Origin of the sequence: Nocardia amikacinitolerans, assembly GCF_900215415.1 — a bacterium.
Lineage (GTDB): Bacteria > Actinomycetota > Actinomycetes > Mycobacteriales > Mycobacteriaceae > Nocardia > Nocardia amikacinitolerans.
The window spans coordinates 287,525-302,120 of record NZ_OBEG01000002.1; the positions used below are offsets into that span (position 1 = coordinate 287,525).

Annotated in this window: 14 protein-coding genes; 1 reads left to right on the top strand and 13 read right to left on the bottom strand. The window is 68.1% G+C overall.

Translation table 11 applies throughout. The annotated features are described in order from the left end of the window. Window positions 1-21 precede the first annotated feature (21 nt). The 13 genes from lpqB to cofD form a co-directional block, all read right to left on the bottom strand. On the bottom strand, window positions 22-1,821 hold the full coding sequence (gene lpqB / locus CRP45_RS09610; RefSeq protein WP_245910035.1) for an MtrAB system accessory lipoprotein LpqB: 1,800 nt from the start codon (window positions 1,819-1,821) through the stop codon (window positions 22-24). 2 nt (window positions 1,822-1,823) lie between these two features. Beyond that, on the bottom strand, window positions 1,824-3,752 hold the full coding sequence (mtrB, locus tag CRP45_RS09615; RefSeq protein ID WP_425436935.1) for an MtrAB system histidine kinase MtrB: 1,929 nt from the start codon (window positions 3,750-3,752) through the stop codon (window positions 1,824-1,826). Between the two features lie 74 nt (window positions 3,753-3,826). Continuing rightward, window positions 3,827-4,504: an MtrAB system response regulator MtrA gene (gene mtrA, locus CRP45_RS09620; RefSeq protein WP_040781845.1), complete on the bottom strand. Its 678-nt coding sequence runs from the start codon at window positions 4,502-4,504 to the stop codon at window positions 3,827-3,829. A gap of 78 nt (window positions 4,505-4,582) precedes the next feature. Then, window positions 4,583-5,230, bottom strand: coding sequence for a dTMP kinase (locus CRP45_RS09625; protein ID WP_067789288.1), 648 nt, complete (start codon window positions 5,228-5,230; stop codon window positions 4,583-4,585). Window positions 5,231-5,460: 230 nt separating this feature from the next. Beyond that, on the bottom strand, window positions 5,461-6,945 hold the full coding sequence (gene ahcY / locus CRP45_RS09630) for an adenosylhomocysteinase (protein WP_097245417.1): 1,485 nt from the start codon (window positions 6,943-6,945) through the stop codon (window positions 5,461-5,463). Between the two features lie 95 nt (window positions 6,946-7,040). Beyond that, window positions 7,041-8,096 (bottom strand): alkane 1-monooxygenase, encoded by a 1,056-nt coding sequence (locus CRP45_RS09635; protein WP_245910036.1) that lies wholly within the window; start codon window positions 8,094-8,096, stop codon window positions 7,041-7,043. 340 nt (window positions 8,097-8,436) lie between these two features. Then, entirely contained in the window at window positions 8,437-9,084 is a 648-nt protein-coding gene (locus CRP45_RS09640) for a TetR/AcrR family transcriptional regulator (protein WP_067791498.1), read from the bottom strand. A 40-nt stretch (window positions 9,085-9,124) separates the two neighbouring features. Further along, window positions 9,125-9,307, bottom strand: a complete 183-nt coding sequence (locus CRP45_RS09645) for a rubredoxin (protein WP_068061951.1) — start codon at window positions 9,305-9,307, stop codon at window positions 9,125-9,127. Beyond that, complete coding sequence (locus CRP45_RS09650) at window positions 9,304-9,477, bottom strand: rubredoxin (RefSeq protein WP_097244819.1); 174 nt, start codon at window positions 9,475-9,477, stop codon at window positions 9,304-9,306. The genes CRP45_RS09645 and CRP45_RS09650 overlap by 4 nt, the downstream gene beginning before the upstream one ends. Window positions 9,478-9,550: 73 nt before the next feature. Further along, window positions 9,551-10,786: an alkane 1-monooxygenase gene (locus CRP45_RS09655; RefSeq protein ID WP_097244820.1), complete on the bottom strand. Its 1,236-nt coding sequence runs from the start codon at window positions 10,784-10,786 to the stop codon at window positions 9,551-9,553. Between the two features lie 172 nt (window positions 10,787-10,958). Continuing rightward, a complete protein-coding gene (locus CRP45_RS09660) occupies window positions 10,959-11,477 on the bottom strand; it encodes an NUDIX hydrolase (protein WP_097244821.1) in 519 nt (172 codons plus the stop codon). Between the two features lie 37 nt (window positions 11,478-11,514). Continuing rightward, window positions 11,515-12,858, bottom strand: coding sequence for a coenzyme F420-0:L-glutamate ligase (locus tag CRP45_RS09665; RefSeq protein WP_097244822.1), 1,344 nt, complete (start codon window positions 12,856-12,858; stop codon window positions 11,515-11,517). Next, on the bottom strand, window positions 12,855-13,994 hold the full coding sequence (cofD, locus tag CRP45_RS09670) for a 2-phospho-L-lactate transferase (RefSeq protein ID WP_245910037.1): 1,140 nt from the start codon (window positions 13,992-13,994) through the stop codon (window positions 12,855-12,857). Before cofD ends, CRP45_RS09665 begins: the two co-directional genes overlap by 4 nt. A 348-nt stretch (window positions 13,995-14,342) precedes the next feature. On the opposite strand from cofD, the gene CRP45_RS33750 reads away from it, so the two are divergent. Then, window positions 14,343-14,576 (top strand): WhiB family transcriptional regulator, encoded by a 234-nt coding sequence (locus CRP45_RS33750; RefSeq protein ID WP_029901515.1) that lies wholly within the window; start codon window positions 14,343-14,345, stop codon window positions 14,574-14,576. Window positions 14,577-14,596 lie beyond the last annotated feature (20 nt).

The following is a 14,596-nucleotide window of genomic DNA, read 5'->3' on the forward strand; positions in this document are numbered from 1 at the left end:
CACCGACATTCGGCGGGTGGATCAGCCGGGTAGCACCGGCGCGGTGTCCGATCCGAGGCCGGGGATCTCGGTCCAGTAGCGCAGTTCGCTGGTCTGGTTGTTGGTCAGCTCGAGCACGCCGCGCGAGTCCGCCACGTACTGCGTGGTCGGCGACGCGGCGACCACCCGAACGGGCGCCGTGAGGTTCTGCGAGGTCAGCGGGTACCTCTCGGAACCGTCGATGGAGACGGTGAACACCGGCTCGACATTGCCCTCCCTGGCGACCATGAGCGCTTCGCCGCCGAGCCAGTCCAGCGAGAGCGCCCTGGTGCTCAGATCGACGGCAAGCGGCAGCGGCGAGGTCAGCGCGTACTTGCCGTCCGGCCGCCGTTCCACTACCGCGACGTACACCTTGCCGTCGGCGATGAGCGCGGCGCGCACGCCGGTGCGGGAGATGCGCAGTTCGGTGATGGGACCGCGAAAATTCGGCTCGGACGCCGACTCGGTCAACGCCGAGGTGTCGACCTCCTGCACCGAGACGTTGCCGGTGCCGCGGTCGTTGACGGCGCGGATCACCCGTCCGCCGTCGATGACGGCCCACGCCGCACCGCCGTCGGCGGCCCAGGACGGCCTGCTGATCGTGGTGCCCTCGGCGACCGGAAAAGCGTTGCCGCCGTAGGTGCCGACCATGAGCGTGCGCGGCGGCTCCGGCGCGGGCCGTCCGTTGGCGGCGACCCCGGCGACCAGCTGCCCGTCGGGCGAGAGCGCCACCGACTGCAAGTTGTTCACCGTCCCGAAGTAGCCGGGAGCGGTCACCACGCCGCGCTCGTTCACCTGGGCCAGCGCACCGCCGCGCAGGGCGTGCAGTCCGATCCGGTTCTGGGCGTACATCTCGGGGCTGAACTGTTCCACGTCGGCGACCGACCAGCCGTTGGCGGCGAACCGATCGTCCAGCGGTTTGCCGTCGGCGAGCAGCATGTAGGGGCCGAGGACGTCGGCGCCAGCCAGAGTCAGCACCACCTGTGCGGCAAGCAGTTCGCGGTCGCGCGGACTCAGCCCGCCCGCGCCCGCGAAGTCGACGCGCACGCCGCCGAGCCCGATGCCGACCTCGTCCGGATCGCCGTTGGCCTTGGTGATCGGACCCCGCAGCGCGACCGGCTGGGCGAGCTGGTTGCGCACGACCGGGCCGAGCTCCGGCTGCGGCCCCTCGGTGAGCAGGGTCAGCAGCCGCTGGGTGAGCTGATTCTTGGACACCGAGATCCAGCGCAGATCGGGCACGACCGAGGCGCCGCCCGGTTCCGCGAAGTACAGCACGTAGCGGCGGTAGGACTTGTTGAACGCCGTCCGGTCCATCACGACACCGTCGGGCAGCTCGTCGATGCGCCACTCGCCGTCGACCCTGCTCATTTCGATCTTGTTCTCGACCGTGCCCTCGGCCGCACGATAGGCGCCGTCCGGAGCCAGTTCCCCGACCTTCTGCGCGCGGATGACGTAGGTGGCCTTGTCGCCGGAGCGCGATTCGCGCAACGTATCCGGCTTGTCGACGATCGTCGTGCTCGCGCTGTCCTCCCACTGCGCCGAGGCCGACGGCGTCATGTACTGGCGGGCGGCAAGATGCCGGTTCGCCGGGTCTGCGGTCGCCTGCAGGAAATCCCGCAGCAGCAGATCGGGATCGCGGCCCTGGATGGGCGGCGGCGGCCCGTCGGAGGTCGGTTCCCGATTGAGCGTGCCAAGCGCTTGCGGGGCCGAGGATTCCGGCAGGCTCGCGCAGCCGCTGATCGCCAGCAGCGCTGTGACGAGCACCGCGACCACGGCCAGTCGGGACGATCCGGCACCGAGCATTCTCATGACTGTACGTCTCCGGGTTCGGTGAGCACCCGGCCGGAGCCGGACCCGTCCGGTCGTTGCGCGCCGGAGCTGTCCGTATCGGCCGCGTGCGACCCCTCCGCTGCCTCGCTGACGCCATTGCGCGCGTGGGTCGGCTGTTCGATACCGTTCGCCGCCGCCGCGTCCGCAGCGTGGTTCTCCGCCGCTTCGCGCGCCCGCACGCCGTTCGCCGGACCGGTCGACGGGGTCCCGTTCGCACCGACCGGATCCCCCGCGCCGGCCGACGGTGGGAACGGCACCGTCGGCGTATCGCTGTCGGTATCGGACGGACGCGGCGCCGTCCGGCGCCCCGGCTCCAGCGGCAGCGGACTCGCGCCCATCTTGCGGCCGCGCACCAGCGGCAGGGTCAGGCGGAAGCTGGCGCCGACGCCGACCTCGCCCCAGGCGTCCAGCCTGCCCTCGTGCAGGTTGGCGTCCTCGACGCTGATCGACAGTCCGAGGCCGGTGCCGCCGGAACGGCGCATGCGCGACGGATCGGAGCGCCAGAACCGGTTGAAGACCAGCTTCTCCTCGCCGGGCCGCAGGCCGACGCCCTGATCGCGCACCACGACGGCGACGGCGTTGGCCTCGGTGTCGCCGCGCATCCGGATCAGCACCGGCTTGCCCTCGCTGTGGTCGATGGCGTTGGCGAGCAGGTTGCGCAGCACCCGTTCCACGCGGCGCGGGTCGACCTCGGCGACCAGCGGATCCTCCGGCAGGTCGATGACGACCTCGACGCCGGACTCCTTGGCCAGGTGCCGCACGGTCGAGATCGCGGCCCGCGCGCACATCCGCACGTCGAGCGACTCCACCTGAAGTTCGGCGACGCCCGCGTCGTGGCGGCTGATCTCCAACAGGTCGTTGAGCAGACCCTCGAACCGGTCCAGCTCGGTGACCAGCAGCTCGGCGCTGCGCGCCAGCGCGGGATCGAGATCCTCGCTGCTGCCGTGGATCAGGTCGGCGGCCATGCGCACCGTGGTGAGCGGCGTGCGCAGCTCGTGGCTGACGTCCGAGGTGAACCGTCGCTGCAGATTGCCGAACTCCTCGAGCTGGGTGATCTGGTTGGACAGGCTCTCGGCCATCTCGTTGAACGCCTGAGCCAGCCGCGCCATGTCGTCCTCGCCGCGCACCAGCATGCGCTCCTTGAGGCGACCGTCGGCGAAGCGGCTCGCGATCCGCGCCGCGGACCGGATCGGCAGCACGACCTGCCTGGTGACCAGCGCGGTGATCGCGGCGAGCAGGACGAGCAGCACCAAGCCGCCGATCATCATGGTGCCGCGCATCAGCGCGAGGCTGCGCTCCTCGTTGGCCAGCGGGAAGATCAGGTAGATCTCCAGCGTCGGCACCTCGGCGCTCGGGCTGCCGATGATCAGCGCCCGCCCCTGGTAGCCGTCCGGATCCTCGACCGTGGCGAACTGATAGCTGACCTGATTGCGCTGGACGAACCGGCGCAGTTCCTCCGGTATCTCGGTGATCGGGCCGGACGAGATCGGCTGCTGCGGTGTGCCGCCGACCATGCTCAGCGCGGAGTCGAAACTGCCTGCGGCGCCGGTGGATTGACCGGTCCCGCCGCGATTGGACAGCGAGTTGCGCGCGTCGGTGAGACGCTGCTGCTGGGTGCCCGCGTCCTGCACGCCGACCAACTGGCTCTCCACCGAGTTGCGGGCGCGGTCCATCTCCTCGACGGCGGCGTTGATCTTCGCGTCCAACAGCCGGTCGGTGATCTGACTGGTCAGCACGACGCCGAGGATGGTGATCACGATGAGCGAGAGCGTCAGCGTGGAGACGATGACGCGCAGCTGCAGCGACCGGCGCCAGACATGACCGAGCGCGGTGCCCGCCTCCTTGAACCAGGCGGCCACGGGGGCGAGCGAACGCTCGAGACGTGCCAGCGTCCCGCGCGGCACGCCCACCCGATCACCCGCGGCGGACGCGGGCTCTTTCGAGCCCTTGGCGTCCGCCTGCTGGGCATCGCCATCGGTCACGGCGGTCCGGCCTTGTAGCCGACGCCTCGGACGGTGAGCACGATCTCGGGATTCTCCGGATCCTTCTCGACCTTGGCGCGCAGCCGCTGCACGTGCACGTTGACCAGCCGGGTGTCGGCCGCGTGCCGGTAGCCCCAGACCTGCTCGAGCAGCACCTCGCGGGTGAACACCTGGCGCGGCTTGCGGGCGAGGGCGACGAGCAGGTCGAACTCGAGCGGGGTCAGCGAGATCTGCTGACCGCCCCTGCTCACCTTGTGCGCGGGCACGTCGATGACGATGTCGGCGATCGACAGCAGCTCCGCGGGCTCTTCTTCGGTACGGCGCAGGCGGGCGCGCACCCTGGCGACGAGCTCCTTCGGTTTGAACGGCTTGACGATGTAATCGTCGGCACCGGACTCCAGACCGAGCACGACGTCGACCGTGTCGGTCTTCGCCGTGAGCATGACGATCGGGACTCCGGAATCGGCCCGCAGCACGCGGCACACATCGATGCCGTTCATGCCGGGCAGCATCAGGTCCAGCAACACCAGATCGGGGCGGATCTCGCGAACCGCCGCCAGTGCCTGCGTACCGTCGCCGACCACGTGCGGGTCGAACCCTTCCCCGCGCAGGACGATCGTGAGCATCTCAGCGAGTGCCATATCGTCGTCGACGACCAGAATCTTCGGCTTCATAATTACTATGTTGTCATCTCCCAGGCCAGGATCGGGCCGCCACGCCAACACTGGTGCGAACCCGCCGCACATCCAACCCTATCGGGCAACAATTTCGGCGATACGCGTGGCCAGCGATGCCGGATCGTCACCGATTCGGTACGTCCACCACCGGCCGTGCCAGTTCCGTTCGGCCAGCTCACGGTACACCTCCAGAGTGCGCCGCTGGAGCCCGCCGTCGCGTTCGTACGCGTCGAGCGCACGTGACTCGTCGAGTTCGCCGCGCAGGCGCGCACGTTCGGCGGCCACCTCGGTCGAGACGTCCAGCAACACTTGCACGTCTGGCTTCGGCATGCCGAACCGGCCGAACTCCAAATCGGCTGTCCAGCGCGCCATCTCGCCGTCGGCAGACTGGTGCAGCCGAGCGGCGTTGTAGGCGGCGTTGGAGGCCACGTAGCGGTCCAGGATCAGGATGTCGTTGTCCGCCAAGAGTTTCGCCAGCTCCGCGCGCGCTTCGGCGCGGTCCAGTGCGAACAGCAACGCCATCGCGTACACCGAGTCGGCAAGGTCGCCGTGCGCGCCGCGCAGTGCCTCGGCGGCGAGATCGGCGTGCACCGACCGGCCGTAGCGCGGGAAGGCCAACGTGGCCGCGTGCAACCCGCGCTCGGCGAGCGCGGCGATCACGGCGTCGGTCAGCGTGCGCTTCCCTGCGCCGTCCAGACCTTCCACCGCGATGAGGGCACCCATGGCAGGTCACAGTACCGATCGCCGGTGCCGCGCCGTCCACCGACACCGGCGGCGCCGGCGACAGGTCCGCGCGCTTCGAGACCGACGGGTTCGGCGAACCTCGATCGCCGTTCCCGGCACCGATCCGGGGATCTGGTCGCGCGTCTCGGTGCGCTTGCGCTACAAGGGCTTACACGCCGAGCGGCCCGGCAACCGCGCGGGTTGCCGGGCCGCTCGTACGAAGCGGGGGCTCAGTACCGGTAGTGGTCCGGCTTGTAGGGGCCCTCGACGTCGACGCCGATGTATTCGGCCTGGTCCTTGGTGAGCTTGGTCAGCGTGCCGCCGAGCGCCTCGACGTGGATGCGGGCGACCTTCTCGTCCAAGTGCTTGGGCAGGCGGTAGACCTCGTTGTCGTACTCGTCCGGCTTGGTCCACAGCTCGATCTGGGCGATCACCTGGTTGGAGAAGCTGTTCGACATCACGAATGACGGATGTCCGGTCGCATTGCCCAGATTCAGCAGCCGACCTTCCGACAGCACGATGATCGACTTGCCCGAATCACCGAAGGTCCACTGATCGACCTGCGGCTTGATGTTCAATCGCGTTGCGCCGGAACGTTCCAGCGCCGCCATGTCGATCTCGTTGTCGAAGTGACCGATGTTGCCGAGGATGGCTTGGTCCTTCATCGCCTTCATGTGCTCGAGGGTGATGATGTCCTTGTTGCCGGTCGAGGTGATCACGATGTCGGCGTTGGCGATCGCCTGCTCGACGGTCACCACGTCGTAGCCGTCCATCAGCGCCTGCAGCGCGTTGATCGGATCGATCTCGGTGACCTGCACCCGAGCACCCTGTCCCGCAAGCGATTCCGCGCAACCCTTGCCGACATCGCCGTAGCCGCAGATCAACACCTTCTTGCCGCCGATGAGCACATCGGTGCCGCGGTTGATGCCGTCGATGAGCGAGTGGCGGGTGCCGTACTTGTTGTCGAACTTCGACTTGGTCACCGAGTCGTTGACGTTGATCGCCGGGAACACCAGCTCGCCAGCGGCGGCGAATTGGTACAGGCGAAGCACGCCGGTGGTGGTCTCCTCGGTGACGCCCTTGACGCTCTCCGCGATCGCGCTCCACTTGCCCTTGTCGGTCTCGAACCGCTCGCGCAGCAGGTTCAAGAAGACCGTGTACTCCGCGGAGTGGTCCTCGTCGGCGGGCGGCACGACACCGGCCTTCTCGAACTGCGCGCCGCGCAGCACGAGCATGGTGGCGTCACCGCCGTCGTCGAGGATCATGTTGGCCGGCTCGCCCGGCCAGGTCAGCATCTGCTCGGCCGCCCACCAGTACTCCTCCAGGGTCTCGCCCTTCCAGGCGAAGACCGGGGTGCCCTTGGGCTCCTCGATCGTGCCGTGCGGACCGACGACCACCGCGGCGGCGGCGTGGTCCTGGGTGGAGAAGATGTTGCACGAGGCCCAACGCACCTGCGCGCCCAGCGCGGTCAGGGTCTCGATCAGCACCGCGGTCTGCACCGTCATGTGCAGCGAGCCGGAGATGCGCGCGCCCTTCAGCGGCAGCACGTCGGCGTACTCGCGGCGCAAAGCCATCAGACCGGGCATCTCGTGCTCGGCCAGACGGATCTCCTTGCGGCCGAACTCGGCCAGCGACAGGTCCGCCACCTTGTAGTCGATGCCATTGCGGACATCGGGGGTCATGGACGTGCGTGCGGGAAGTTCTGAGGTCGTCATCTGCCTCTCCATGGTCGGCTGTACCGATGCAAGGCTAGTCGCTGACCGCCTCGCGACGTACCGCGCGCCCGCCCCACCGAGGGCGAGCGCGGCGCTCAGGCGGTCGCGCGGTAGCTCGCGAGGATCCGGGTGCGCTTGCGCGGCTGGATGTTCGCGCGGGTGATGTCGCCGTCGTAGTGGGCGAGAACCCGGTGGTCCATGATCGAGCGCCACAGCGGCGGGATGGCCGCGAACACGATCATGCTCGCGTAGCCGGCGGGCAGCTGCGGGGCCTCCTCCGAACTGCGCAGGGTTTGGTACCGACGTCCAGGATTGGCGTGGTGGTCGCTGTGCCGCTGCAGGTGGAACAGGAAGATGTTGGTGACCAGCCGGTCGCTGTTCCAGCTGTCGCGCGGGGAGCAGCGGGCCCAGCTGCCGTTGGGCCTGCGTTCGCGCAGCAGGCCGTAGTGCTCGACGTAGTTGACCGTCTCCAGCAGGGCAGCGCCGATCACGGCCTGCAATAGCAGCCAGGGCAGCACCGCGAGGCCGAAGGCGGCGAGCAGCGCGCCGAACAGCACCAACGTCATCGCCCATGCCTGAAGGACGTTGTTGTGTACGGTCCACCAGGGCAGGCCCTTGCGCGCGAGGCGCTCCTTCTCCAGCGCGAGCGCGGACCGGAAACCGCCCGCGACGCTGCGCGGCAGGAACTCCCACAGCGACTCACCGAGTCGCGCGCTCGCCGGGTCGTCCGGCGTCGCCACACGGACGTGGTGGCCGCGGTTGTGTTCGACGTAGAAGTGTCCGTACCCGGACTGCGCGAGCGCGATCTTCGCCAGCCAGCGCTCCATGTGCTCGACTCGGTGGCCGAGTTCGTGCGCGGCGTTGATGCCGATGCCGCTGACGAAGCCCAGCGTGGCCGCCAGCCCGAGCTTGTCGAGCACGCTCAGCTCGTCGCCCGACCACATGTAGGCGGCGATGATCAGGCCGATCAGCTGGATCGGCAGGAACAGGTAGGTGCACCACCGGTAGTAGCGATCGTTGGACAGCAGCTCGTAGTCCTCGTCGCGCGGATTGCTGCCGTCCTCGCCGACCAGCCAGTCCAGCAACGGAATGACCATCAGCACGATGATCGGTCCGATCCACCAGAACACCGCGGCGCCAGTGTGCAGCACGAGCTGTGAGGGCAGCAACGCGGAAGCCGGTGCGATCAGGCCGAGAACCCACAGATGGCGTTTGGGATCAGCCGATCCCGCCGGTTTGCCAACCGTTTGCACGTTTGCCCCGCTAATTAAGAATCCTAACTCCGATGTATGAGAATACTTACAGCCTTGCGGTCCGTTACACCGGAGTTCGCGGACCAAACGTGTCGACCGTTACAAGCGTGGCGGTCGGTTTTTCAGGGAGTTCACATGTGACAGCAGTCACCGCATACCTCCCGCAAATCGGGGCTTTGCCCCTAAGGTTCCCCTAACCAGAGTGCCCGGACGCCCCTATTTCCCGGGGGGCGTTCCCCTAATCGAGCGAATCCGGGGCAGTCGATCGACCCACTTCGCGGGCGGCGAGAATCGCCTCCGCGTAGGGCCCGAGGAGTTCGGCGAGATCGGCGGGCGCGTTGCGGCCCGGTGCGGGCGGCGTCGGAATGTAGCTGAGCGCGATGCGGACCAGCGCGCCCGCCAGCACGACCGACTGCTCCTCGGTCGCGTCCACCCAGCTGTGCTGGAAGACCGAGGACAGCCGCTCGGTGGCGTGTTCGACCAGCGGCGCGGCGTCCAGGGTGATCAGGCGCAGCAGGTCCAGCTTCACCTCGCCCGCGATCAGCGACTGGATCAGCGGATCGGCGGCGGCGTCGAGGAAGAACCCGGACAGCGCTTCGCGGAAGGCTGCGCGGACGTCGCCTTCGTTGCCCGCGATGGCGCTGCGGACGTGGTCGACCAGGTCGTCGGCCAGGCGAAGGGCGTACCCCTGTGCGAGGCCCGCGCGCGAACCGAACTCGTTGTACAGCGTCTGCCTGCTGACCCCGGCCCGCGCCGCGACGTCACCGAGCGTGATCTTCGACCAGTCACGCTCGGTGAGCAGTTCGCGCATGGCGTCGAGGACGGAGGTGCGCAGGAGTTCCCGCGCCGCCTCCTGATACGGAACCCTCGGTCCATTGCGCGGCATACCCGCGAGGTTGTCACGGGCATCCGCCCCAGTCAAAATCTCACGACCGCTCGATCTCGACCATGAAGAAGTCGGCCTTGGCCGCGCCGCAGTCCGGGCAGGTCCAATTGTCCGGGATGTCGTCCCACCTGGTGCCGGGCGCGATGCCGTCCTCGGGCCAGCCCTTGGCCTCGTCGTATTCGAAGCCGCACTGGATGCACTGGTACAGCTTGTATTCGGTCACGAGGTCACTCCTACCGGTTCGAAATCGATCTTCTCCCGCACGCCGCAGTCGGGGCAGCACCAGTCGTCGGGCACCTCCGCCCACGGGGTGCCTGCCGGAAACCCTTCGTGCGGAGCACCTTTGGTCTCGTCGAAGATGTAATCACAGACAGGACAACGGTATGCGCTCATGCCTGCGCCTCGCTAGCGCTCGGCTCCGGCATGCGCGGGGCGCGCTGGCACATGATTCGCTCACTTCGTTCGCTCATGATTCCACCCCCGCCCCATAGCGCGCGAGGATCCGATCCCGCTTGCCAGGGTCGATGTTGGCCAGGGTGATGTCGCCGCCGTAGTGCGCGAGCACCCGCTTGTCCATCACCTTGCGCCACAACGGCGGAAAGTAGGCGAGCAGGATCATGCTGGCGTAGCCGCTCGGCAGGTTGGGCGCGCCGTCCCAGCTGCGCAAGGTCTGGTAGCGACGGGTGGGATAGGCATGGTGGTCGCTGTGCCGCTGCAGGTGGTACAGGAAGATGTTGGTGACGATGTGGTCGCTGTTCCAGCTGTGCACCGGAGCGGGCCGCTCGTAGCGACCGGTGTCGGTGCGCTGGCGGACCAGCCCGTAATGCTCGAGATAGTTGACCGCCTCCAGCAGGCTGAAACCGATCACGGCCTGCAACACCAGGTAGGGCAGCACGCCGAGACCGAACACCGCGACCAGCGCCGCGTACAGCACGACCGACATCAGCCAGGCCGAGAGCACCTCGTTCCGCAGGGACCATGGCTTCTTGCCCAACCGCTCGAGCCGCACCTTCTCCAACCGCCACGAGGACCTGAGTCCGCCCCACACGGTTCGCGGCCAGAACGCCCAGAAGGTCTCGCCCACACGGGAACTCGCCGGATCCTCCGGGGTGGCGACGCGGACGTGGTGGCCGCGATTGTGCTCGATGTAGAAGTGGCCGTAGAACGATTGCGCCAGCGCGATGCGCGACAGCCACCGCTCCAGATCGACCTTCTTGTGCCCGAGTTCGTGCGCGGTGTTGATCCCGATGCCGCCGATCGTGCCGACCGTGATGGCGAGGCCGATCTTGTCCACGACGTGCAGGCCGCCGTCGATGCCGAGCCAGCCGAGGTCGTCGGCGCTGATCAGGTAGCAGGCCATGATCAGCGAAGCGTATTGGAACGGCAGGTAGAGGTAGGTGAGGTAGCGGTAGTACTTGTCGTTCTCCAGGTACTCCATCACGTCGTCGGGCGGGTTCTCGCCGTCCGGGCCGAAGAAGATGTCGGCCAGCGGGATCACCAGGTAGACCAGGATCGGGCCGAGCCAGAACGGCACCTGCGCGAGGCGATGCCAGCCGAGTTCGTTGAGCGCCCAGATGAGCGGAAGGCCGATCGTGAACAAGCCGGTCGGCGCGAACAGCCCCCAGAGCCAGAGATAGCGCTTGCGATCACGCCAGGCCGGTGCTTCGACCGGGCGCTGCGGCGCGTCGGCATCCGTCGACATCGATGTCTCCCATCAGTGCGGCGCACACCGGGGTGTGACGCACAATACTTCTGAGGTGGACATTAGAACGACAACTGTCTCATGTCTATACAAAAGAATTGATTTGTAAAGATGTTATGACATAACAAAAGGCGTCCGGCCGGAACCGGACGCCTTTCCCTATGCGCGCTCGTCAGTACAACAAGACTTCGGCATCCTCCGGCAGCGCATCCACCGGCCACCACCGCAGATCAGTCGATTCCGCGCTGCGCACCGGCACCGCGCCGGCGGGCGCGGTGATACGGAACAGCAGATCGAGGTGGCGGGTCGGCACACCGAGCGAACAGGTGATCGGATGCGCCTGCGCACCGTAGAGGCCGGGCTCGATCCGCAGCCCGGGGATGCCCGACTCCTCCGTCGCCTCCCGCAGCGCGGCGTCGGCGACGGTCTCGTCGCCCTCCTCGCAGTGCCCGCCGAGCTGAATCCAGCGCCCCACCTTCGGATGCAGGGTCAGCAGCACCTCGCTGGCGTCGTGCGAGAACACCACGGCGGAGGCCGTGATGTGACCGGGCGCGTGCTCGCGCAGACAGCCGCGCGGCGCGGAACCGAGGAAGGCCAGCATGGCCTCCCGCAGCGACCGGTCCTGGTCCACCACGGGACGCCAGGTCTCCAGCAGCGAGGTCGCGGACGCGTGCAACGACTCGGCGCTCACAGTGCCGCCCCGCCGAGAACTCGGGTCGACCGCTCGCTCACAGCTCGACCAACCCATCCCCCGGCCCCGCCACCCTGCGCGGCGTCAGCTCCTCCAGCGGATGACCGATGGCGATGGCGCCCAACGGGTTCCAGTCCGCGGCGAGACCGAGCACGTCCCTGGTGATCTCGGGGGCGAAGATGGTCGAGCCGATCCAGCAGCTGCCGATCCCCTCGGTGGCGAGCGCGACGAGCAGACCCTGCACGGCCGCGCCCACCGCCACGGTGAACATGGTCCGCTCGGCCGCGCGACGGCGTTCGTCGGGATAGTCGTGCGCACCGTCCGGCACGCAGAACGGGATGATCACCTCGGGGGCGTCGAACAGGATCCGGCCGCGCGCCACGCGCCGCTCCACCCGCTCCGGGTCGCGTCCGTCGGCCGTGAGGTCGGCGCGCCACTTGTCGGCCATCGCCTCCAGCAACCGGTTTCGCAGATCGCGGTCGCGCAGCCAGACGAAACGTACCGGCCGGGTGTGATGCGGCGCGGGCGCGGTCAGCGCGACCGAGACCGCCGCGCGAATGCGCTCGGGATCGACCGGGGTGTCGGCGAACTGGCGCACCGAACGCCGCAGCAACACGGCCTCGCCGCGTCCACGCTCGATGGCCTCGGCGGTGCCGAGCCAGAACAGGTCGTCGGTGCCGCGGCGCAGCAGATCCGTCGCGCCCGAACCGTCGTCGACGAACGGCAGCCCGCGCACCACCGCGACCGGGACGCCGCCCAGCTTGCCCTTCACCAGATCCGCGGCGGCGGCCAGCTCGTCGGCGACGGCCACCTGGGTGACGTGCAGTTCGTTGCCCTGTCCGTCCACCGAGCCCGCGTAGTCGTGCAGCACCCGCAACCCGGCCGCGCCGATGGCGGCGTCGATCTGCCCGTTGCGCCAGGCCCGTCCCATGGTGTCGGTGATGACGACGGCGACGGTCACGCCGAGCCGTTCGGCAAGCGCGGCACGCAGCGCCTTGGCACTGCCGTCCGGATCGCTTGGCAGCAGCACCAATTCGCCCTGCTCGACATTGGAACCGTCCACGCCGGAGGCCGCTTGGACGATGCCGAGCTTGTTCTCGGTGATCAGGGTGCGGCCCTTGCGCGCGAGCACCCGCACGGCCTCCTGGTCCACCAGCGCCCGGCGCGCGGCGTCGCGCTCCTCGGGATCCAGTGGCGCGGCGACGATTCGGCCCTCGGCCTTGGCGACGATCTTGCTGGTGACCACGAGGATGTCGCCATCGGCCAGCCAGGGCGCGCGAGCGGCGATGTGCTCGGCGACGTCGTCGCCGGGACGGAACTCCGGCAGGCCGGTGACGGGCAGGATGCTCAGCTCGCCCGCGGCGTGGTCGATCGAGGTCACGGCTTCACCCCCGCGAGATCCAGTGCCTCACGCACGATTTCGGCGGTCGTCGGCGGGTCGGTCATGAGCAGCGGCACGCTGCGCACCTCGACGCCTGGCACGTCGGCGGTGTCGGTGCTGTGGATGAGCCAGCCGTCGAGGATGCCGGTGGCCGAGCGGGCGCCGTAGTAGCGGCCGATCGCCTCGGCCGTCGTCTCGACGCCGATCACCGACAGGCACTCGTCGGCCATGCCGCGCAACGGCTTTCCGTCGATCACGCCGGAGACGCCGATCACCTTCGCCTCGGTGGTGCGCAGCGCGCCGCGGATGCCGGGCACCGCGAGGATGGCGCCGATGCTCACCACCGGGTTGGACGGCGCGAGCAGCACCGCGTCGGCGGACGATATGATATCCGTCACATTTGGGGCCGGTTTTGCTTCATCCGCCCCGATTGTGGCGAATCCATGGGTGTCGATGTTCGCGCGGTATCGAACCCACCACTCTTGGAAATGGATCGCGCGGCGTTCGCCAGGGTTCTCGGGGTCACTGACAACCACATGCGTTTCACAGCGATCGTCGGTTGCCGGGATCAGTTTCACGCCGGGTTGCCACCGGTTGCAGAGCGCTTCGGTGACCGCCGAGAGTGGATACCCGGCGCGCAACATTTCGGTGCGAATCAAGTGCGTCGCGATATCGCGATCGCCCAAGCCGAACCAGTCCGGCTGCGCGTGATATTTCGCCAGCTCCTCCTTGGCGTGCCAGGTCTCGCCGACCCGGCCCCACCCCCGTTCGGTATCGATCCCTCCGCCGAGGGTGTACATGCAGGTATCGAGGTCGGGGCAGATGCGGAGGCCGTGCATCCAGACGTCGTCGCCGACGTTCACGATCGCGGAAACGTCGGCTTCCGGCAGCAGTTCCCGCACGCCCTGCAGGAAGCGCGCGCCGCCGACTCCGCCGACGAGGACGGCGATCTTGGGCCCCTTGGCGGGCGCGATGTCCGCTTGTTGTCCAGTCACATCCGCACAGCCTATGCGGTGTCGAACCGAGCGGTGTTCGGGCCATATTTGCTGGTCATTTGCTATGCCATACACCAAGATCAGCACGGAAATCGGTCGCGGATAGTAACGGAATAGCGACGGCGGCTTGACCATCGACACGTCCGGCGTGTCTAATCACAGTCATGTCATTCCGGGTTCGCGCGAGAGTGCAAGGCGCGGACGACTTTTCGAACAGATGTTCGAGCCGGGATGACGCGCTCGGGGATGTCCGCGGGACTACGTCGCGGGGTAGGGCCGTCGGTGTGCGTGTTGGTCCGACGGAAAGAATCATTCTGCGCTAACACACAGTGAGGAGGCGGAGCGATGGCCAACGATATGGTCTCGCAACCCGATTCCACAGCAGGCGCAGCACGTGGCGTCTGCGCAGACATCGGCCGGAGCGAGCAAGACGGCGGTGACGCGGTGTCGACACCCCGGCTCAGCCTGGTCGTGACGGGCTTCGACGAGATGTTCGAAAGCATCGAAGAGCAGTGGCAGGAGCGTGCCCTGTGCGCGCAGACCGATCCGGAGGCGTTCTTCCCCGAGAAGGGCGGCTCGACCCGCGAGGCGAAACGGATCTGCATGGGCTGCGAGGTACGCGACGAGTGCCTGGAGTACGCACTCGCACACGATGAGCGCTTCGGCATCTGGGGCGGCCTCTCCGAGCGGGAGCGCCGGCGCCTCAAGCGCGGTATCGGCTGACACATAGGTGTCGCACCGAC